The 20,760-nt window shown below is 65.2% G+C and carries 21 protein-coding genes; 6 read left to right on the top strand and 15 right to left on the bottom strand.

Going from position 1 to position 20,760, the window contains the following annotated elements; all coding sequences use genetic code 11:
• Positions 1-17: 17 nt before the first annotated feature.
• The 6 genes from dtd to AXZ77_RS05195 form a co-directional block, all read right to left on the bottom strand.
• Positions 18-467, bottom strand: coding sequence for a D-aminoacyl-tRNA deacylase (gene dtd / locus AXZ77_RS05220; RefSeq protein WP_098410322.1), 450 nt, complete (start codon positions 465-467; stop codon positions 18-20).
• Positions 464-1,387, bottom strand: a complete 924-nt coding sequence (locus AXZ77_RS05215) for a carbohydrate kinase (protein WP_098410321.1) — start codon at positions 1,385-1,387, stop codon at positions 464-466. Before AXZ77_RS05215 ends, dtd begins: the two co-directional genes overlap by 4 nt.
• Positions 1,388-1,460: 73 nt before the next feature.
• Complete coding sequence (locus AXZ77_RS05210; protein WP_098410320.1) at positions 1,461-3,602, bottom strand: hypothetical protein; 2,142 nt, start codon at positions 3,600-3,602, stop codon at positions 1,461-1,463.
• Positions 3,599-6,340, bottom strand: coding sequence for a DUF4159 domain-containing protein (locus AXZ77_RS05205; protein WP_098410319.1), 2,742 nt, complete (start codon positions 6,338-6,340; stop codon positions 3,599-3,601). The genes AXZ77_RS05210 and AXZ77_RS05205 overlap by 4 nt, the downstream gene beginning before the upstream one ends.
• Positions 6,340-7,260: a DUF58 domain-containing protein gene (locus AXZ77_RS05200; RefSeq protein WP_255266419.1), complete on the bottom strand. Its 921-nt coding sequence runs from the start codon at positions 7,258-7,260 to the stop codon at positions 6,340-6,342. The genes AXZ77_RS05205 and AXZ77_RS05200 overlap by 1 nt, the downstream gene beginning before the upstream one ends.
• Positions 7,257-8,273 carry a MoxR family ATPase gene (locus AXZ77_RS05195; protein WP_098410318.1) on the bottom strand — a complete coding sequence of 339 codons (1,017 nt, stop codon included), beginning with the start codon at positions 8,271-8,273 and terminating at the stop codon, positions 7,257-7,259. Before AXZ77_RS05195 ends, AXZ77_RS05200 begins: the two co-directional genes overlap by 4 nt.
• A gap of 72 nt (positions 8,274-8,345) precedes the next feature.
• Here AXZ77_RS05195 and AXZ77_RS05190 point away from each other — a divergent pair, with 72 nt between their 5' ends.
• On the top strand, positions 8,346-8,939 hold the full coding sequence (locus tag AXZ77_RS05190; protein WP_098410317.1) for a DUF1285 domain-containing protein: 594 nt from the start codon (positions 8,346-8,348) through the stop codon (positions 8,937-8,939).
• 1 nt (position 8,940) lies between these two features.
• On the top strand, positions 8,941-9,693 hold the full coding sequence (locus AXZ77_RS05185; protein WP_098410316.1) for a hydroxypyruvate isomerase family protein: 753 nt from the start codon (positions 8,941-8,943) through the stop codon (positions 9,691-9,693).
• Between the two features lies 1 nt (position 9,694).
• Here the strand turns inward: AXZ77_RS05185 and AXZ77_RS05180 are convergent, their stop codons facing one another.
• A complete protein-coding gene (locus tag AXZ77_RS05180; protein WP_098410315.1) occupies positions 9,695-10,654 on the bottom strand; it encodes a cation diffusion facilitator family transporter in 960 nt (319 codons plus the stop codon).
• Between the two features lie 267 nt (positions 10,655-10,921).
• Here AXZ77_RS05180 and AXZ77_RS05175 point away from each other — a divergent pair, with 267 nt between their 5' ends.
• Complete coding sequence (locus AXZ77_RS05175; RefSeq protein WP_098410314.1) at positions 10,922-11,158, top strand: DUF2798 domain-containing protein; 237 nt, start codon at positions 10,922-10,924, stop codon at positions 11,156-11,158.
• Here the strand turns inward: AXZ77_RS05175 and polA are convergent.
• Positions 11,152-13,977: a DNA polymerase I gene (gene polA, locus AXZ77_RS05170; protein ID WP_098410313.1), complete on the bottom strand. Its 2,826-nt coding sequence runs from the start codon at positions 13,975-13,977 to the stop codon at positions 11,152-11,154. The genes AXZ77_RS05175 and polA overlap by 7 nt on opposite strands.
• Positions 13,978-14,360: 383 nt before the next feature.
• On the opposite strand from polA, the gene AXZ77_RS19510 reads away from it, so the two are divergent.
• Positions 14,361-14,519, top strand: coding sequence for a hypothetical protein (locus AXZ77_RS19510; RefSeq protein ID WP_176535967.1), 159 nt, complete (start codon positions 14,361-14,363; stop codon positions 14,517-14,519).
• A gap of 22 nt (positions 14,520-14,541) precedes the next feature.
• On the opposite strand, the gene AXZ77_RS05165 is transcribed toward AXZ77_RS19510, so the two are convergent.
• A complete protein-coding gene (locus AXZ77_RS05165) occupies positions 14,542-14,985 on the bottom strand; it encodes a globin domain-containing protein (RefSeq protein WP_098410312.1) in 444 nt (147 codons plus the stop codon).
• Positions 14,972-15,178 (bottom strand): zinc-finger domain-containing protein, encoded by a 207-nt coding sequence (locus tag AXZ77_RS05160; RefSeq protein WP_078519710.1) that lies wholly within the window; start codon positions 15,176-15,178, stop codon positions 14,972-14,974. Before AXZ77_RS05160 ends, AXZ77_RS05165 begins: the two co-directional genes overlap by 14 nt.
• A gap of 80 nt (positions 15,179-15,258) precedes the next feature.
• On the opposite strand from AXZ77_RS05160, the gene AXZ77_RS05155 reads away from it, so the two are divergent.
• Complete coding sequence (locus AXZ77_RS05155) at positions 15,259-16,191, top strand: ABC transporter ATP-binding protein (RefSeq protein WP_255266418.1); 933 nt, start codon at positions 15,259-15,261, stop codon at positions 16,189-16,191.
• Here AXZ77_RS05155 and AXZ77_RS05150 read toward each other — a convergent pair.
• Positions 16,188-17,045 (bottom strand): DUF1989 domain-containing protein, encoded by an 858-nt coding sequence (locus AXZ77_RS05150; RefSeq protein ID WP_098410310.1) that lies wholly within the window; start codon positions 17,043-17,045, stop codon positions 16,188-16,190. The genes AXZ77_RS05155 and AXZ77_RS05150 overlap by 4 nt on opposite strands.
• Positions 17,046-17,129: 84 nt before the next feature.
• Entirely contained in the window at positions 17,130-17,705 is a 576-nt protein-coding gene (locus AXZ77_RS05145) for a TetR/AcrR family transcriptional regulator (protein WP_098410309.1), read from the bottom strand.
• 100 nt (positions 17,706-17,805) lie between these two features.
• Here AXZ77_RS05145 and AXZ77_RS05140 point away from each other — a divergent pair, with 100 nt between their 5' ends.
• On the top strand, positions 17,806-18,270 hold the full coding sequence (locus AXZ77_RS05140; protein ID WP_098410308.1) for an MAPEG family protein: 465 nt from the start codon (positions 17,806-17,808) through the stop codon (positions 18,268-18,270).
• 70 nt (positions 18,271-18,340) lie between these two features.
• Here the strand turns inward: AXZ77_RS05140 and AXZ77_RS19505 are convergent, their stop codons facing one another.
• From AXZ77_RS19505 to AXZ77_RS19285, 3 genes are all read right to left on the bottom strand, one after another.
• Positions 18,341-18,517 (bottom strand): hypothetical protein, encoded by a 177-nt coding sequence (locus tag AXZ77_RS19505; RefSeq protein ID WP_176535966.1) that lies wholly within the window; start codon positions 18,515-18,517, stop codon positions 18,341-18,343.
• 190 nt (positions 18,518-18,707) lie between these two features.
• Positions 18,708-19,484: a succinate dehydrogenase iron-sulfur subunit gene (locus AXZ77_RS05135; RefSeq protein WP_075776181.1), complete on the bottom strand. Its 777-nt coding sequence runs from the start codon at positions 19,482-19,484 to the stop codon at positions 18,708-18,710.
• A gap of 15 nt (positions 19,485-19,499) precedes the next feature.
• The gene (locus tag AXZ77_RS19285; protein ID WP_141536227.1) at positions 19,500-20,717 is read right to left on the bottom strand and encodes a glycosyltransferase; all 1,218 of its coding nucleotides are present in this window, start codon (positions 20,715-20,717) and stop codon (positions 19,500-19,502) included.
• Positions 20,718-20,760: the final 43 nt, after the last annotated feature.

The following is a 20,760-nucleotide window of genomic DNA, read 5'->3' as shown; positions in this document are numbered from 1 at the left end:
GACCGCCCCCACGACGCTCAGGGACGGTCGGCGCTGTCCATCCAGATCGTGACCGGCCCGTCATTCAGGAGCGCCACTTTCATATCCGCACCGAACTCCCCGGTCTGGACGGGTAGGCCCAGAGATTCGAGGTGCCGGGCGAAATGCTGATACAGCCGGTCGCCGTCTTCGGGCGGGGCTGCTGCGGAGAAACCGGGGCGGTTGCCGCGCGACGTGTCAGCGGCCAGCGTGAACTGGCTGACCACCAGACAGGCGCCGCCGATATCGCCCACCGCGCGGTTCATCTTGCCCGCCTCATCCTTGAAGATGCGCAGTTTCGAGACGCGCTCGGCCAGTTTCTCGGCGACTTTCTCATCATCGCCCTGCATCGCGCAGCACAGGATCAGAAGGCCCTGCCCGATCTCGGAGATGCGATTGCCGTCGACGGTGACCGAGGCCTCGGAGACCCGCTGGATCAGCGCCCTCATGCCAGTTCGTCCGCCCAGGGCGGGTTGGCCCCTGCCCGGCTGACGACCACCGCAGCGGCGGCCACGCCCAGTTTCAGGCAATCCGAGATCAGCCCTTCCTCGGCGCGAGCGAGCGCGCCTTTGTCGAGCGCCTCGGCACGGTCCAGCGCGGCCAGAACGCCCGCGTTGAACGTATCGCCTGCACCGACCGTGTCGATGACCTCGACCTTGCGCGCGGGCACGAAGACCTCGCAATGTTTCGAGAAGCCATGCGCGCCGGTCGCGCCTTCGGTGACGAAGACCAGCTTCGGCCCTTTCGCCAGCAGCCCACGCGCCAGATCGGCGATGGTGCCCGGCCCTTCGATCCAGCGCAGATCCTCGTCCGAGACCTTCACGATATCGGCGACAGTGAACATCCGTTCCAGCCGCGCGCGATAGGCCGCCTCGTCACCGATGAAACCGGGGCGGATATTCGGGTCGATCATGGTCACGCGGCTCTCGGCCTCGCGTAGCATCAGCGCCTCATAGGCCGCGCCGCAGGGCTCGACCGGCAGCGAGATGCCGCCGAAGAACATTGCCTTCACCTCTGCCGGGATCGCGGGCATGTCCTCGATCTTCAGCATCCGGCCAGCCGTATTCTCGTCGTAGAAAGCGTAGCTCGCATGGCCATCGGTCAGCGTCACGAAAGCGAGCGTCGTGGGCCGGTCCGAGCGCACCGCAAGCCCTGCATCGACGCCGCTATCGGAGAGCGAGCGGATCAGCATCTGGCCGAACAGGTCTTCCGACAGCCCCGACAGGAACCCCGAGCGCGCACCGAGCCGCCCCAGCGCAATCGCGGTGTTGAACACCGCGCCGCCCGGATAGGGGGCAAACGCCGCCTCGCCTTGCGCGCTTTCGCGCGGGAGCATGTCAATCAGGGCTTCGCCACAACTCAGGATCATCGGGGGCCTCCTCATTCCGATACCGCTAACACCTGCTACACGCGAAGCGGTGTCCGGGCAATCCCCGCAGGGATCACGCTGCGGTCGGCCCGCCCTTATCGCCGCCACCGCCGCGCCGGTTACGCCCTTCGATGAGCCACGCGCCCACGGTCAGCAGGGCCGCCAGGATCAGCCAGGCCCAGGCGGGCAGCAGCGGCTGCACCCGGATATCGGTGGTGGCCGTGGCACCACGCGGCGTGATGCCGATCCAGCCGCGCCCCGATGTCGGGCGGCCCGCGCGCACTTCGCGGATGGCGGGCACCCCGTCCTCGAGCCGCGTCACGCCGCCATTCGACGCCTCGACCACGGCGGAGAGGGGATCGCCGCTGGCAATCGTCTGCTCGAACTCGCGCGGGCTTGCCGGCCCCATCGCCACGACCCGCTCCAGATCGCCGTCCTTGAGGCGGTAGAGCCCCGCCTCGGGCGCGGTCCAGCGCGCGGTGAAGCGGCCCGGCGCGGTCTCGGTCAGCGGCACCTCTTGCGTCGAGCCATCGGGCAGCGTAACGGTCACCGGCGGCGCGCTGTCTTCCATCGTGCGGCGGATGATCCGCATCGAGAGCGCGCCGGGATCGATCTCGGCATAGAGCGCCTCTTCCTCCAGCTCGGGCTCTTTCATCTCCCAATGCGCGATCCGGCGCAGCAATTCGAGCTGCGGCCCGCCGCCGTCATAGCCGCGATCCCAGAGCCACGCCTGATCCGAGGCCAGCAGCGCCACGCGCCCCTCGCCTTCGCGCGAGAGCACCAGAAGCGGCTTGCCCTCGGCGCCGGACATCACGACCTCGCCGGTGGGGTTCGTCAGTTCGATCTGGCGCAGCCAATGGCCCCAATGCGGGCCGTCCTTTTCGGCGGCCGTATCCTGCTCGCCCTCGGGCGCAGGTGCCCCTTCGAGCCCCGCAGTCACCGGATGGCGCAGCCCCAGATCGGTCGGGCGCGGCAGGAAGCTTTCCGACATCACCCGGCCCGTGGGACGCGCGGGCATGATATCGCCAAGGCTGGTCTGATAGAGGCTTTCGACGGTCGCGAATTCCGGGCCCGCGGCCACGAGGATCGCCCCGCCGCGCTCGACGTAATCCTTGATATTGTCGAAATAGGCGGACGGCAGGATGCCCCGCGCACCGTAGCGGTCGAAGATGATCAGGTCGAACTCGTCGATCTTGTCGACGAACAGCTCCTGCGTCGGGAAGGCGATGAGCGACAGCTCCGTCACCGGCACGCCGTCCTGCTTTTCGGGCGGGCGCAGGATGGTGAAATGCACCAGATCCACCCCTGCATCCGATTTCAGCAGGTTCCGCCATGTCCGCTCGCCCGCATGGGGCTGGCCGGAGACCAAGAGCACCCGCAGCCGGTCGCGCACGCCGTTGATCTGCACGGTCGCCACGTTGTTGCGGTCGGTCAGCTCGCCCTCGGTCGGCGACAGCGTGAACTGCACCACGTTCTGCCCGCCATGAGTCAGCGTCAGCGGCAGTTCCAGATCGCGATCGGTGCGCACCGTGTAGCTTTTGGGATCCTTGCCATCGATCGAAATGGTCAGATCGGCGGTGCCGCCCGCGCTTGCGGGGACGTTGCCCATATCCTCGACCTTGAGACGGATATCGGTCTGCTCGCCGATGATGCCGAAAGAGGGCGCGGTCTCGATCAGGATACGCCGATCCCAGTCGCTGCGCTTGCCGGTCAGCAGCACCTGCAGCGGCGCGGGCAGATCGGGGGCGAGCTGCGCATCATGGGCCTGCCCGTCGGTGACCATCAGCGCACCGGCAACCCGCGCGCGCGGCTCGGCAGCCAGCGCCTCGGCCAGGGTCGAGCCCAGCTCGGTGCCCGCATTGTCGGCCCCGTCCGGAACGGTGACCCGGCGCGTCTCGACATTGGGCATCGCGTCGAGCTGTGCCTGCAGACGCGTCAGGGCGGTATCGGTCTGCGCGACACGATCCGAGAGTTTCTGCGAGGCGGAGCGGTCGTCGATGAGCAGCACGATATTGGACAGCGGCGCGGTCTGTTCGCGCTGCAAGGAGGGCTGCGCGATGGCGGCCAGCAGCACCAGCGCGGCCAGCGCCCGCAGCGCCCAGCCTTTGAGCCCGCGCCACAGCGCCAGCGCCAGCAGCACGACCGCCACCACGCCTGCGCCCGCGATCACAGGCCACGGCAGAAGCGGTGCGAAGATGATCGACATCCCGTTCATTGCCCCAGCCTTTCGAGAAGCGCAGGCACATGGACCTGATCGGATTTATAGTTGCCGGTCAGCACATGCATGATCAGGTTCACCCCGAAGCGATCCGCGATTTCGCGCTGACGCTCGCCGGTGCGGCCACGGCCCACCGGGAACATCGGCAACCCGCGATCGTCAACGGCCCAGGCCGAGGCCCAGTCATTGCCGCCGATCACCACCGGCGTCACCCCGTCATTGAGGTTGCGAAACGGCATCCCCTCGGCGCGTTCGGCATCGGCGGGCGGCGCCTCGACCCAGATCGTGCCGTCATAGCGGCCGGGGAAATCCTGCAGCAGGTAGAAGGTGCGGGTCAGCACGTGATCGTCCGGGATCGGCGCGAGCGGCGGAATATCCAAGGGGGCTGCCAGCGCCTGAAGGCGCTTGCCTGCGGGCGTCGCCTCGCCGAAGCCCGCGATATCGGCGTCGCGCGTGTCGAACAGGATCATGCCGCCGCCGCGCAGATACCGGTTGAGCTTGGCATATTCCATCGGGCTCGGCGCAGGCTGATCAGCGGTGATCGGCCAGTAGATGAAGGTGAAGACGGCCAGATCGTCGTTCTTGAGGTCGACCATCATCGGCGCGGAAGGCTCGACCGTGGTGCGGCGATTGAGGACCTGCGACAACCCCTTCAGCCCTGCCATGGACACCCGGTCCACCTCGGCATCGCCGGTGGGCATCGCGGCCAGAACCACGTTGGACGCAGCCTCGATCGCGCGCGCCGGATCCATATCCTCGGCATGGGCTTGCGGCGGCGCGAAGCTGGCGAGGATCAGGGCGGCCCCAAAGGCGGCGGCCTTCATCGCGCGCGGCCCCCAAAGCTTGCCCGAGAGCGCCAGCGTCGCGAGGATATCGATCAGCAGCGCCGCCAGCGCCGCGCCCAGCAGACAGCCTTTCAGCGGCATCTCACGCTGCTCGAAGGCGCCTTCGACGGGGACATTGGCGGGCCAGCTGGCCGGGGACAGCGTCGCATCCCGCGGCAGAGCGTTCAACGCGACCGAGCGGTCCTCGGCGGTGTAGATGCCCGGGCGCAGCTTCGGCCCCGGCTCTGCCTTGGCCAGCTCCTCGCCCGGCACGCCCGCCGCCGCACCTGCGTCCTGCAGCCGCCCGAACCCGTCGAGCAGTTTCTGCGGCACCCAGGTCTGGCCCGCGAGATCAGCCTCTTCCGGTGCGGCAGGCCGGGCCGAGACCGCAAGCCGCTCCAACATCTGCGGGAACAGTAGCGACAGCGGCAGGGTCGACCATTCGGCATTCGCGGTGACATGGAACAGCACGACCGCCCCCTGCCCCATCTTGGCGCGGGTCACGAGCGGCGTGCCATCGGTCAGCGCGGCGATGGTGTGCTCGGAGAGGTCCGGCGTCGGCTCGGCCATGACCTGCGCCTTCACGGTCACATCGTCGGGCACTTGCAGCCCCGCGAAGGGCGAGTTCTCCGGGAAGGGCGCCAGCGCGCGCGGATCGCCCCAGCTCATCGTACCGCCAAGCGAGCGGCCGCCAGCGCGCAGTTGCACCGGCAGAAGCGTATCGGCATCGAGATCGGCATTGGCCATGCGGGGGCCTGCGAAACGGATCAGCAGCCCGCCCTTCTCGACCCAGTCGTGCAGCTTCGACTGCTCGGGCAGATCGGCCATATCGGCGAGGATGATCACGTCCGGATCGGCGGTCAGCACATCGGCCAGCGTGCCCTCGATCAGGTCCGCCGTGGGCGCGAGCGCCTGATGCAGGTAATGGGTGGGCGAAAGCAGTTCCAAGCCCTCGCGGTCGCGCGCGCCCGACAGGATCGCGACCTTGCGGCGCTTCACCGCGTCATCGGTCAGGCTGACTGCGCCTGCCGAGCGCATGCCGGTGATCTCGATCCGGGTGATGCGATTGCGCAGCTCGGGCGGCAGATCGAAGCGCAACTCGGACTCGCGGCTGTCGGTGAATTGCAGCGGCTGGCTGGCCAGTTCCCGCTCGATCCCCGCCGGGTCGCGCCCGACCGCCGCGACATCGCGCGGGCTGGGCGGGATGGTTGATGCGAGCGCAGGCACGACGAGCGCGCCATCCTCGATCCGGGCAGCCCCCAACGCCAAGACCGGCAGTTGCGGTTGCCAGACCTTGACCGGACCGCGCGCCTCCAGCGCACTCAGAACCCCGGCGCGGCTGTCGCGGGCCAATCCGTCCGACAGCCAGAGCGTCTCGAAATTCCCCTCGGGCAGATTGGCGGCCTCGAAGTTCTGAGGCGCCCAGGGCTGCGGCTGGATACCGGGCAGCGACTGGATCAGCGCCCCCGCATCCGTGAAACTCACCTGTGCGGGCGGCGGATCGGCGAGCGAAATCACCGCTGCGGGACGTCCCGCCTGTTGCGCATCCTTCAGCGCCGATGTCATCCGCTCCACCCGGCGCGGCCAGTCGCGCGCGGAGGCCCAGCTGCCGTCGGCCACGATCAGGAGCGGCCCGGTTCCGGGCACGGCCCGCTGCGGGTTCAGGACCGGCCCGGCAAAGCCGATGATCGCGGCGGCCAGCGCCAGAAGACGCAGCGCCAGCAGCCACCACGGCGTGCGCGCGGCCTGCACTTCCTCGTCCTTGAGGCCCAAGAGCAGCGCGACGCCCGGAAAGCGCCTGCGGATCGGCGCGGGCGGCACCGCGCGCAGGATCAGCCAGATGATCGGCAAGGCAGCCAGCCCCAGCAAAAGCCAGGGCGCGGTGAAGCCGATGGGGCCGAGCATCCACATCAGCGCCCCCTCTCGAGCGCGGAATAAAGCCACAGCAGCGCAGCCTGCGCCGGATCGCCCGTGTGATGGGTCGAGAATTGCCAGCCCGCGCTGCGCGCCAGCCGGGCGAGCTGATCGCGCCGCGCGGCCAGCCGGTCGAGATAACGCGCCCGCAGATCGCCCGCCTTGCGGGTCTCATGGACCAGCGAACCGGTCATCGACTGGAAGATCGTGCGCCCGTCATAGGGGAAGGCCTCTTCGTCGGGGTCGAGCACCTGCATCATCACGCCCGACACACCACGATCGGCCAGACGACCCAGCGCGGCTTCGATCGGTCCGAGATCACCGAAGAAATCCGACAACAGCACGACCCGCGACTGCGGCGTGACGCCTGCGATTTCGGGTGCGCCGTAATCCTGCACGCCCGCCTCGCGCGACAGAAGGCCTGCAAGCTCCATCAGCTGCGCGCGGCCCGGACGTGGCGGTGCGAGCGGGCCTGTCAGCCCGACGCGCTCGCCGCCGCGCACCATCAGCACCGCAAGCGCGAGGCCCAGAACACGGGCGCGCTCTGATTTCGTGGCGCGCGCATTGCGCCCGCTCTCGGCCCCGGTGAAGCGCATCGAGGCTGCATCATCGACCCAGAGATGGACCGATTGCGCCAGCTGCCATTCCCGCTGGCGCACATATTGGCTGTCCGAGCGCGCCGAGCGCCGCCAATCGACGAAGCGCAGCTCGTCGCCTGCATGGGCGGGTCGGTATTGCCAGAATTCCTCGCCCGATCCCGCGCGCCTGCGGCCATGCGCGCCCATCTGGACGGTCGCCGCCAGATGCTCCGCCGCGACCAGCAGCGGGGGCAGCGCAGAGGCCGCCCCTTCCGCCTCGCGGCGCAGGCTCAGCGCTGGGGACTGCCCCGGCGCTGCGGTATCGGAGGTGACGCTCAAGCGGCGGCACCGGCGGCGCGCGGCCCGGTGACCTCTGCCACGGCACGGTCGATCAGATCGCCCAGCGTCTCGCCACGGGCGCGGGCCGCGAAGCTCAGCGCCATGCGGTGGATCAGCACCGGGCGCGCCATCGCCTGCACGTCTTCCAGCGTCGGCGCGAGGCGGCCATTGATCAGAGCACGCGCCCGCACGGTCAGCATCAGCGCCTGCGCGGCACGCGGCCCCGGCCCCCAGGCCAGCGCATCGCGGATGAAGTCGGGCGCCTCGGCCTCCCGCGGACGGCACAGCCGCACCAGATCGAGGATCGCGTCGACGACTTTCTCGCCCACGGGCATCTGCCGCACGATCCCCTGCGCCTCGATCAGCTCGGCCGGGGTGAAGACGGTATGCGCGCCCTCCGCCGCGACGCCGGTGGTCGCCAGCAGGATCGAGCGCTCGGTCTCGCGATCCGGGTAATCGACGTCGATCTGTACGAGGAAACGGTCGAGCTGGGCTTCGGGCAGCGGATAGGTGCCCTCCTGCTCGATAGGGTTCTGCGTGGCGAGAACGTGGAAGGGCGGGCCAAGCGGGCGATGTTCGCCCGCGATGGTGACCTCGCGTTCCTGCATCGCCTGCAAGAGCGCGGATTGGGTCCGGGGCGAGGCGCGGTTGATCTCGTCGGCCATCAGCAGCTGGCAGAAGACCGGACCTTCGAGGAAGCGGAACGCGCGGCTGCCATCGGGCGCGGTTTCCAGAACTTCGGAGCCCAGAATATCGGCGGGCATCAGGTCGGGCGTGAACTGGATCCGGTTCGATCCCAGCCCCATCACGGTGGACAGCGTCTCGACCAGAAGCGTCTTGCCAAGCCCTGGCAGACCCACCAGAAGCGCGTGCCCCCCGGAGAGCATCGCGGCCAGAACCAGCTCCACTACCTGATCCTGCCCGATGAACCGCCGGTCGATCGAGGCGCGCGCCTGTGCGAGCTTGCCGCCAAGTCGTTCGATATCTTCCATCAGCTTTTCGGGCTCGGCCATGACATTCTCCCCGTTGATGCCTATCTTGCCAGCAAAGCAGATATCCACGCTCCGACCAACGGCCAAATTTACATGACGGATCACAAACAGACGGTTTCGACCCCTTCCCCGACGGCAGACGGGCTCGCCGATGCGGCCAAGAAAGCCAGCAAAAAGGGCCCGCCGCCCGTGCATTTGTGGAATCCGCCCTTCTGCGGCGATCTCGATATGGAGATCCGCCGCGACGGGACTTGGTTCTATCTTGGCACGCCGATCGGGCGCGAGGCGCTGGTGCGACTGTTTTCATCGATTCTGAAACTGGAGGACGGGAAATACTACCTCGTCACCCCGGTCGAGAAGGTCGGTATCCGGGTCGAGGACGCACCTTTCATCGCCGTCGATTTCACCACTGAGGGCGAAGGCGACGACCAGTTGATTCGCTTCACGACCAATGTGGGCGACGTGGTTCTGGCCGATGCGGAGCACGCGATCCGGGTGGAACATAGCGAGGATGGCGAGCCCCGCCCCTACCTGCATGTGCGCCGTGGGCTGGAGGCTTTGATCGACCGCAAGAGCTTCTACCGGCTCGTCGATCTGGCCGTGACGCGCGAGCATGAGGGCGAGGACTGGACCGGCGTGATCTCGGCGGGCAGCTTCTTCCCGATCCTGCGCGCGGCGGAGCTGTAACGTGCCGAAATTCGCCGCGAACCTGACGTTCCTGTTCACTGAGCTCCCCTTCATGGAGCGGTTCAAAGCGGCGAAACAGGCCGGCTTCGATGCGGTGGAAGTGCTGTCTCCTTACGACGCGTCCGCGCAGGAGATGCGCCACGAGTTGATCCGCCACGACCTGAGCTTCGTGCTGATGAATGTGCCACCGCCGAACTATACGGACGGCGACCGAGGCTTTGCCGCCGTGCCGGGGCTGGAAGACCGTTTCCGCCGCGATTTCGACCGCGCGATGCGCTTCGCCGACATCCTGAAGCCGCGCGTCCTCCATATCATGGCGGGCAAGGCCGAGGGCGCGGAGGCCCGGGGGACCTATATCGCGAACCTGAAATGGGCGGCGGCGCACGCGCCGAAACGGCACCTGACGATCGAGCCGATCAACCCGATCGACATGCCGGGCTATTTCCTGAACGATTTCGATCTCGCGGCGGAGATTCTCGACGCGGTCGCGGCCCCTAACCTGCATCTGCAATTCGACGCCTATCACGCACAGATGCTGACCGGCGATGTGGCGGGAGCTTGGGCGAAGCATGGTCACCGTGCGGCCCATGTGCAATTTGCCGATGCCCCGGGGCGCGGCGGCCCCGGTTCGGGCAAGATCGACCTTGCAGGCTTCTTCGCGACGCTCGATGGCGATGGCTATGACGGCTATGCGTCAGCGGAATACACCCCGCAGGCGGAGACGCGCGAAACACTGGGCTGGCTGCCGCGCTAGCTCAATGCGCCGGATGGCCCGCGTGGCCATGAACTTCGTGATCATGATCTTCGTGGTCGTCGTGGTCCGGGTGATCGGCGCAGCCAAGGCTCGCGCTTTCCGGCTCCAGCGTCGCGTGGTGGATGCCGAACTGATGCGCGAGCATATCCTTGGCCCGCGCGATCACCGTGGCATAGTTATGGCCCTCTTCCAGCACCAGATGCGCCTCGACGGAGACGCGCTTCTCGTCGATCTGCCACAGGTGGACGTGATGCACGCTCATGACGCCCTCGACCTCGCCCAGCGCGCCCCGCACCTCCGTGCAATCCTTCTCGGGCGGCGCGCCCAGCATCAGGATGCGCAGCACCGGTTTCAGATCGGTCGCGACATGCCACAGGATGAAGACCGAGATGCCGATGGTCAGGATCGGATCGACCAGCCGCCAATCGTAGAGCAGGATCACGACACCGCCCACGATCACCGCGACCGAGGCGCCGGCATCGGCGAGGTTATGCAGGAAGGCCGCACGGATGTTCAGGCTCTGCTTGGAAAGCGCATAGGTCAGCGCGGCCGTCGCCAGATCGATGATCAAGGCCAGCGTCGCCAGCCAGACCACGATCCAGCCATCGACCTGCGGCGGGTGGATCATCCGCCCCACCGCTTCGACGACCAGCCAGATCGAGATCAGGATCAGCGCGATGTAATTGACGAAGGCCGCAATGACCTCGGCGCGCGACCAGCCGAAGCTCATCGCCGCATCCGCCCCGCGCTTGGCCAGCTTGCGCGCCCCGAAGGCCAGCACCAGCGCGGCGGCATCCGAGAAGTTATGCACCCCGTCCGCGATCAGCGCCATCGAGCCCGCGATCGCGCCGCCCAGCACCTGCGCCACCGTCAGCACCACATTGACGACCACCGCCCAAAGCACGCGGTTGTCGCTCGTATCGGCGTCGAGATGGTGGTGGTGATGATGATCGTGGGGCATGGGCGCCTTTCTCGGATTTCGGCGCCTGAGGCGCGGGTGGGACGCTCCGCGGGGGATATTTGGACCAAGCCGAAAGCAAGGCGCGCGTTTCGACTTGGTCCAAATATCCCCGCCGGAGGCTTCCGCAGTCTCAACATTGCCATGCGGCAGGGTCAATGCGCCTGAGCAGGGCTGCGCGAAGATACACACGGGCTTGTGCGTTGCCCGATCACGCGCAGTTCACCAAAATGCGAGCCTTGCAACTCCCGGCCACATGAGGTGACCCCGATGATCCCCGCCCGCTACGCCCATCTGTTGTTCAGCCTGATCCTCTCCGGGATCATGTCGCTTCTGGTCTCGGGCGTCGCCACCTTCCGCGCGGCCGGGATGGCCGAGGACTTCCTGGCGCTTTGGGGCTCGAGCTGGATTTCGAGCTGGATCCTCGCCTACCCGTCGGTGCTGATCGTCGCGCCGATCGCCCGGCGCGTGACCAATCTGCTGGTGCGTCAGCCCGCGGCTCAGTGAGCGGCGGCCCAGCTTTCCCCCTGCCCCGCATCGACGACGAGCGGTACCGTGAGCTTCATCACCGGCTCCGCCGCGCCTTCCATCGTGGCCCGGGCGGTCTTGATCAGGTCGTCGACGGCCGCATCCTCGACCTCGAAGATCAATTCGTCATGCACCTGTAGCAGCATCCGCGCGGGAATACCCTCGATCGCCTGAGGCATCCGTACCATCGCGCGGCGGATGATATCGGCGGCTGCCCCCTGGATCGGTGCGTTGATTGCCGCGCGCTTGGCGAAGCCCGCCGACGGCCCCTTCGCGCCGATATCCGGCGTGTGGATTTTGCGCCCAAACAGGGTCTGGACGAATTTGTGCTCTTTCGCGAAGGCCACGGTGTCGTCCATGTATTTGCGGATACCGGGGAAACGCTCGAAATAGCGGTCGATGAAGCCCTGCGCCTCGGCGCGCGGGATGCGCAGGTTGCGCGCCAGACCGAAGCCGGAAATCCCGTAGATCACACCGAAATTGATCGCCTTCGCCTGACGGCGGATCTCGGGCGTCATCTGGTCGAGCGGCACGTCGAACATCTCGGACGCGGTGGCTGCGTGAATGTCCAAGCCCTCCTTGAAGGCCTCGCGCATCTCGGGAAGATCCGCGACATGGGCGAGGATGCGCAGCTCGATCTGGGAATAGTCGAGCGAGACGATCGTGCAGCCCTCGCGCGCGACAAACGCCTCGCGGATGCGGCGGCCTTCCTCGGAGCGCACGGGGATGTTTTGCAGGTTCGGATCGGTCGAGGCCAGACGCCCCGTGTTCGCGCCCGCGATGGAATAGGAGGTGTGAACGCGGCCCGTATCCGGGTTCACATGGGTTTGCAGCGCATCCGTATAGGTCGATTTCAGCTTCGAGATCTGCCGCCAGTCGAGCACCCTTGCCGCCAGCTTCGCAGCCTGCGGGTTGGTGTCTTCCATCGTGGTCACGTCTTCGAGCACATCCGCCCCGGTGCCGTAAGCCCCGGTCTTGCCCTTCTTGCCGCCCTCGACGCCCATCGTGTCGAACAGGATCTCGCCCAGCTGTTTGGGCGAGCCGACATTGAAGGGCTGGCCCGCGATCTCGGCGATCTCGTCTTCGAGCTGCGCCATTTTCTGCGCAAACGCATTCGACATGCGCGACAGCACCGAGGCGTCGACCTTCACGCCAGCCATTTCCATATCGGCGAGCACCGGGACCATCGGGCGCTCCAGCGTCTCGTAGACGGTGGTGACGCGCTCGCGATGGAGCCGCGGCTTGAACTGCTGCCAGAGGCGCAGCGTGATATCGGCGTCCTCGGCGGCGTAGCGCGTGGCCTTGTCGATCTCGACCTTGTCAAAGGTGATCTGGCTCTTCCCGGAGCCGATCAGTTCCTTGATCGGGATCGGCTGGTGGTTGAGATAGCGATCCGAAAGCGCATCCATCCCGTGACCGTGCAGCCCCGAGAACATCGCGTAGGACATCAGCATCGTGTCGTCGATCGGCGCGACGCGGATGCCGTGGCGGGCGAAGATCTTGAAGTCGTACTTCATGTTCTGGCCGATTTTCAGGATCGCCGGATCCTCCAGCACGGGCTTGAGCAGCGCGAGCGCCTCTTTGAGGTCCATCTGCCCTTCGACGCGCTCGGCTCCGCCGAACAGATCGCCTTCGCCTTTGCTGTGCCCGAGCGGCAGATAGGCCGCTTTCCCCGCCTCGATGGCAAGCGACACGCCCACGAGTTCGGCCTGCATCTCGTTGAGCGAGGTGGTCTCGGTATCGACCGCGACCCAGCCCTTCGCGCGGGCCGCATCGAGCCATTGCGTCAGCGTCTCGGCATCGCGGATGCAGATATAGCTGTCGGGATCGAAGGGCGGTTGCTCGACCTCGGGCGCCGCGTTGTCGTGGCTCGCCGGCACGTCCGAGACTTCCGGCGCGGGCGGCGGCTCGGCGCCGAATTTGTCGGCCACGCGGCGGGTCAGCGTGCGGAATTCCATCTCGTTGAGGAAGCCCATCAGCGTGTCCACATCGGGCTCGCGGATTTCCAGATCGTCGAGCGTGAACTCGATGGGCGTCTGGTCGTCGAGCGTCACGAGCTGCTTCGAGAGGCGAATCTGGTCGGCCTTCTCGATCAGCGTCTCGCGGCGCTTGGGTTGCTTGATCTCGGAGGCGCGCTCCAGCAGCGTTTCCAGATCGCCATATTCGTTGATAAGGAGCGCCGCCGTTTTCACACCGATGCCGGGCGCGCCGGGGATGTTGTCGACCGAGTCGCCGGCCAGCGCCTGCACGTCGATCACGCGCTCGGGGCCGACGCCGAACTTGGCCTCGACCTCCTCGACGCCGATGGCGCGGTTCTTCATCGCGTCGAACATCTCGACGCCGCCGCCGACGAGCTGCATCAAGTCCTTGTCCGAGGAGATGATCGTCACGCGGCCGCCCGCCTCCCGGCCCTGACGGGCAAGCGTCGCGATGATGTCGTCGGCCTCGTAGCCCGCCAGTTCCTCGCAGGCGATGTTGAACGCTTTGGTCGCGTCGCGGGTCAGCGGGATCTGCGGGCGCAGTTCCTCGGGCATCTCGTCGCGATTGGCCTTGTATTGATCGTAGAGGTCGTTGCGGAAGGTGTGGCTGCCCTTGTCGAAGATCACCGCCGCATGGGTCGGCGCGTCCGAACCCTTGGCGTCTTCGATGTATTTCCACAGCATGTTGCAAAAGCCCGCGACCGCCCCGATCGGCAACCCATCGGACTTGCGCGTGAGCGGCGGCAGCGCGTGATAGGCGCGGAAAATGAAGGCCGAACCGTCGATAAGATGCAGGTGACAGCCTTTGCCGAATGCCATTGCGAGAGCCCTCCTTCGCGCGTTGGCCCCGGTTGTGCCACAGGGGGGTGCGGAGGGGAAGAGGATCGGGGGGTGAGCCGCGTCTCGGAAGGATTCCAGTGGAAGCCTTCAGCGGCGAACGCGCCGCGCTTCGCGGCGCAGGGGTGGCGATTGAGTTTCGCGACAAGGGCCGCGCCCGAGCCTTGGGTGGGCGCTTCGCTGTCGTCTGATTTGGGCAGTTCATCTCGCAAGCCCGAAAGACCGCCGGGCCCGCGCACCATCGCCAATGCGCCCTCCCGGGGGGAGGGTCGGGCTGGTCGCCCGTGCCCAAGGATATGCGGAGAGCCCTTGCCAGCTCCCCTGAAATCCCCCATCTCAAGCGGCAGCCGCAAAGGATCGAACCGATGGATTATTCCAAGATGGGTGGCGCGAAGCCGCCGAAGAACACGCCCAAACATGCCGAGCACAACGCCTATGGCTCCGACAAGACGCCTTACGGGAAGAAAGACCCGAAAGCTGCGCTGCTCGAACGGATGAAGGCGGCGGCGAAGAAGGACAAGTGAGGCGCGGCAGGCAGACCGGCGCCTAGAACTGATCTTCCAGCGCCTCGGCGCCCGCGATCATCTGAGCCGAGACCTTGCTGAACAACTCGGCCCAGTCGGCGGCCAACTCGGGCGACCACTGATCGCCCAGCTTGGCCGCGAGGCCTGCGATCACCGCCTCTGACAGCCACACGTAATAGTCCGGCTCGGCTCCGAACAGCACATGCATCTGACCGAGGCCGGGCAGTTCCAGCTCCTGCTCCTCGGGCGGATCGAGCGTGGAGAGGATCACCTCCATCATCGCGGCATATTTCAGCTGCTGCCCGCCTTCGCTGTTGGGCAACACCTGATCAAGCTCGGGATGGACCGCGAAGAGCCGCGCGAAGGCGTCGCGAAACAGCGACGGATCTTCGAAGTCGAGCCGCGCCGCGCTGGCTTTCACCCGCGCCGCGCGCTCGGGCGGCAAAAGTGGCTCAGTGATCGTCATGCGCGTGATCGCGGTCGATCACATATTTCTTGTCGCAATAGCCGCATTCGACGAAACCGGTATCACGCGGAATCGACAGCCAGACGCGCGGATGACCCAACGCCCCCTCGCCGCCATCGCAGGCGACCTTCCAAGTGGTGACGACCTCGGTCTCGGGTGCCTCGGGGGCATTAGGCGAATGGGTGGCAGTCATGGATGCTCCGTCTATATAAGGCACGAAAACCGCGCCCTGAATTTGGGCTTCATTCTAGCAATCGCGAAAGGCGGGGCAAGTTGGAACAGCAGGCAATCGAAGTTACCGGGCTGCGCAAGACCTATGCAGGCGGCAAGAAGCAGGCACCGAAGGAAGCATTGAAAGGGCTCGACCTGTCGATCCCGGAAGGCTCGATCTTCGGGCTGCTCGGGCCGAACGGGGCCGGAAAGTCGACGCTGATCAATATTCTTGCGGGTCTGGTGAAGAAAACCGACGGGCGCGTCGTGATCTGGGGCTTCGATCAGGACGTGAACCCGCGCCAGTCGCGCGCCGCGATCGGGGTGATGCCGCAGGAGCTGAATATGGACCCGTTCTTCACGCCGCGCGCGGCGCTGGAGATGCAGGCGGGGCTTTACGGCGTGCCGAAATCCGAGCGCTGGACCGATGAGATTCTCGAACTGGTGGGGCTGTCGGACAAGGCCGAGGCCTATGCGCGCAACCTCTCGGGCGGGATGAAGCGGCGGCTTTTGCTGGCCAAGGCACTGGTGCACCGCCCGCAGATCCTCGTGCTGGACGAGCCGACCGCAGGCGTCGATATCGAGCTGCGCGCGATGCTGTGGCGCAATGTGCGCAAGCTCAACGAGCAGGGCATGACGATCATTCTGACGACGCACTACCTCGAGGAAGCCGAGGAGATGTGCGACGAGATCGCGATCATCAACAATGGCGAGCTGATCGTGCGCGACACCACGCCGAACCTGCTCAAGCGGATGGACCGCAAGGCGCTGGTGGTCGAGCCGCGCAATGAGGTTAGCCAAGAGATTCGCCTGCCCGAAGGCGTCACCATGGAAACCCGCGCGGGCGGGCAGATGGCGTTTTCCTACTCGCGCGAGCAGACCTCGGCGGAGGATATCCTCGATGCGCTGCGCGCAGCCGATGTCGAGATTCGCGACATCGCGAGCGAACAGCCGGGGCTGGAGGAAGTCTTTGTCTCGCTGACCTCGAACCGTTAAAGCCCGTGGCTGCGGTCGTAGGCGTTGGGCGCAGGCGGCGCCCAACCCTCGGGCGCTGATTTCGGGCGGTAGATTTCGACGCCCAGCGGAAAGCAGGCCGCCGTATCCGAGCTGTGCTCGGACGAGCAATCCCCGCCCGGACAGGCCGAGAGCACGCCCAGCAGATCGGTCTCTGCGAAGAATTCGAGGTAATCGCCGGGGCGCACCGGGCTCGCTTTCATGAAATACTGCCCGGTGTCGCGCGTGAAGCCGGTGCACATGAAAACGTTGAGCACGTCATGCACCAGTGCCTCAGCCTCGCGCAGCGGCAGATCGCGAGCCTCGGCCAGCGCGCGGGTCAGGTTCGAATGGCAGCAATGGTGATACTGCCCGCCATCGGACAGCAGACAATGCGTATAAGGATCGCAGCGCGTGCCGATCACGTCATGGACCGCGCCGCCGAAGGCGTCGATGCCATACCAGTCGAGCGTATCCTCGGTGATCGTCGCGAGCGGGCGCATCGTCGGAAAGCTCGACCACATCCGGTCGCCGCGGCTCAGATGCGTGCCATGCAGCGCGCGCGTCTTGCCGGAATAGAACCGTTCGGACAGGTCCGCCGAGAACAGGTTCAGATCGCCCACCTGCGGCCCCTCGACCGAAGCGATGCGGAAGAAATGCCCGGCGGGCACGTCGAAGGCCAACGCCTCGCGCGGGGGTACGCGCAGATCGGCGATCTTCTCCCAGCCGTCACGCGCCGTGCGATAGGCGGACAGATCCGGCGTGGGCAGCGCATCGGTCGGGTAACAGATCACCGGCGCGATATCGCGGCGGGCTTCGGCATCACCGGGCGCAGAAAACTGGGGCGTTGGGTGCATGGGGGCCTCCTTATTGCCGCCACTCTGCCTGTCTGGCGGGAAATGAAAAGGCATCTCCGCGAGGATCGTGTTTGAAGACTGGCCTTACTTCGCTCCGGTGAGGCGCGATATCAGCGCCTCCGTCATCTCGTCTTGCGAATGTTTCAGTGGATCATCGAGACTGTCTGCAAGCCCGAAGAGCATCACCATCCCCAGAACCGCCGAATGGATCGCAACGGCTTGCTGGCGGTCGCCTCCGCAGTGATCCGCAAGCGCGGAATACAGGCGGTCCGTTACGGGGTGAACTTGCGCCACGAACCCGGCGGCTGTCGCGTCCTGCCCGGTCCGCTTCAGGGTCTGCGGCATGAGATACATCGCCCGGAACCGGTCGAGGTCTCTGAAGTGAAACGCCGCGATGGCCCGCACGAATCCTACGATAGCCGCCCTGCCCTCGGGGGCGGATCGCAACGCCTCCAGACCCGCTTCCGTCTCCGCTTCGAGCCAGGGTAGATACATCGCCGCCAGAAGCGCCTGTTTGGTCGGATACCAGTAGAGCACCGCCTGTTTCGAACGTCCTAGCCTGCGGGCGATGGCATCGAAAGACACGCCACCAAGCCCTTCGGTCGCGAGAATGTCGCGCGCGATTTTCAGGATCTCAGCGTCTGTCTTGGGCGTGGCCATGCTCGAATTCCTTGACGACTTACCAAAGGTAAGTTTATCCTTACCAATGGTAAGCACATTGGTCCACCCCTTCGGATGGCCAAGAGATCAGGAGCGGACCTTGGATCACCTCAGCATGCAAAACCCCGTTCTCGCGACCTATGTCATCGCGGCCGCGCTCATGGTGCTCAAGGTCATGGGCCAAGGCTGGATGACCGTCTATCGCATGCTGAAAAGCAATTCCGGGCTCGCCAGCCCCGAGGATCTGCGCCCCGGCCTCATCAACCGGGCACCGGATCCATCCCAATTGGCGCTCAACGACTACGTCGACCGCTCGCGCCGCATGCATCGGAACGACTTGGAAAATATTCCCGCGTTCTGGGTCGCGGGGTTCCTGTTCGTGCTGATCGACCCTGCCCTGTGGCTCGCACAGACCTTGCTCTACGGGTTTGTCATCGCGCGGCTGGCGCATTTCTGGGCCTATGCGACGGCGCAATCGCATGAAATCCGCGCGACCTTCTACACGGTCGGGTCGCTGATCGTGATCTACATGGCGGCCCATACGCTCGTTGTCGCGCTGACCTGAGCGTCAGACAAAGAAAAACCCCGGCGGAGAGCCGGGGCAGTCACGACAGAACTCTTCGGGAGGTCACCGCTCAAGCCGCGGTGTAATACTCGTACATCAGCTCGACCGCTTCGAGACCGTCGGTATTTTCGGTCTTCGCAGTCGGGATGAATAGGGGCGTGGACTTCTCAGGGGTGTAGTAGGCCAGATGCTCTTCGGCCACCTGGATCGGTTGCGCCCCTTTGGGGAATTTGACGATATCGACCATGGAACTCTCTCCAGTCACGTTTCGAGTTCCTCCCTGCCACCCGATTTAGGGATTTTTCCGCGGAATCAAACCCAAAATGCTGCATGTGCGATATGCATTTGCCGCAACGCAGCAAAAAGGGCGGCTCGCGCCGCCCCTTCCACAAATCGTTGAGGGTGAACCATAGGCTCACCCCAATATATGCATCGGATCAGACGACCCGGTTGACCTGCATCCGCTTGATCTCGGCGATCGCTTTCGCCGGGTTCAGACCTTTCGGGCAGGTCTTGGTGCAGTTCATGATCGTGTGGCAGCGATAGAGCTTGAAGGGGTCTTCGAGCTGATCGAGACGCTCTGCCGTCGCTTCGTCGCGCGAGTCGATGATCCAGCGATAGGCGTGCAGCAGCGCTGCCGGGCCGAGATACTTGTCGCCGTTCCACCAGTAGCTCGGGCAGGACGTCGAGCAGGATGCGCACATGACGCACTCATACAGACCGTCGAGCTTCTTGCGGTCTTCGATAGACTGACGCCATTCCTTCTCGGGACGGTTCGTCTTGGTCTCGAGCCACGGCATGATCGACGCGTGCTGGGCGTAGAACATGGTCAGGTCGGGGATAAGGTCTTTCACCACCGGCATGTGCGGCAGCGGGTAGATCTTCACGTCGCCCTTGATCTCGTCGAGGCCGTAGATACAGGCCAGCGTGTTGATCCCGTCGATGTTCATCGCACAGGAGCCACAGATGCCTTCGCGGCAGGAGCGGCGGAAGGTCAGCGTCGGGTCGATCTCGTTCTTGATCTTCAAGAGCGCGTCGAGAACCATCGGCCCGCACTTATCCATATCAATGAAATAGGTGTCGAGACGCGGGTTCTCCCCGGTATCCGGGTCCCAGCGATAGATCTGGAACTTGCGGATATTCTTGCCATCCGGCTTCGGCCAGGTCTTGCCGACGCGGATCTTGGAATTCTTCGGAAGCGTGAACTGAACCATGAGATGTCCCTTTCGTCAGTACGAATAGAGCGGACGCGTAGGCATCCGACCAGATTTTCTATAGACACATGTGTCATAGGCGGATGATGGATCGCCCTGAACGTAGGTGCCGACATTGAGTTCGACTTTCAGATTCGAACGAAAGCCGTCATTGGTAACGCCCATCCCGGCCTCGCCGGACACCGGCGATTTCGGGGCATATCGAGCGTAACATTGAGCTTCGGCCTGTTCGACTGGGATCGGTCCGCAGGCCGCAAGCGCCATCATGCTAAGGCAAGCCGTCGCTACGGGTAACTTCGAGACGACACCCTTGAAGGGCACACTTGCAGCGAAAGTAGGAGCTACAGTCTGCAATATCTGCATGGCGCGATTATGGAAACTGTGGTTTTGAAGCACGTGTTCGGCGATCTCGTTCGATCCACGCGGTGCCTCCAGAGCTTCCCGAACGGCCACGGGTGCGCTCTCGGCGCCGACATATCCATACACATGCCGACGCAGGTCTTCCGGAATGCCGTCGATACAATCGGTTACGAGGGTCGCTCCCGAAGCGAGAACATCATATACCCTGTTGGAGGCGAAATGTCCGCGTGCCATTTGCGGCTCGTGGTCGTTGAGGACAACCTTTGCCGAGGCGTAGTAGGCCCCAAGTTCAGAATTCGGGATATGCCTGCCGCCGAGATTCTCGTCGGGGACCGCGCCCTTCCAATTCATGCCCCAGATTTTGAGCGGGAGCCCGTCAGCAATACATGCCGAGACGATCTCACGCCGGTAAGCGCCGCGAAGATTACCAACCGAAATAACCTCGCGAGCGAGGTCCGCTCGGGCATGGTCAGGTGAGAACACATACCGGTCCGTACATTGTGGTAGCCAGCTTGCACTGATCCCACGCCCTTGCAGTTCCTCTGCATAGGAACTCGACGCAGAAAACACATGACGCGCTCGCCGCAGATCAGCGTCACTTATACGCTCATGTTGCGAAATGACCCAGAGGTATTGCGACCGCCACAAGCTTGAATGCCCGCGCTTCCCACGGATAACCAAATCGATACCGCGACGCAGATGCGGCATATGAACCGCTTTCCCGCGATAGCCGACCCAAACTTCGGCACCGAGGTCTCTCAACGCTCGCGCCAGAGATTGACCAAAGTAATGGTCACCCCAGAAGCGCCCCTTGCTGGGGCGACTACACGGAAGAAGCACATTGATCCGAGGCGGGTAGTTGACTTCAGCCATGCGAAAGCCTCCCGCCGAGGCGGGGCGGCCGCTCCGGCATTTC

Origin of the sequence: Thioclava sp. ES.031 (assembly GCF_002563775.1) — a bacterium.
Taxonomy (GTDB): Bacteria; Pseudomonadota; Alphaproteobacteria; order Rhodobacterales; family Rhodobacteraceae; genus Thioclava.
This window is presented reverse-complemented; position numbering and strand designations above follow the sequence as displayed.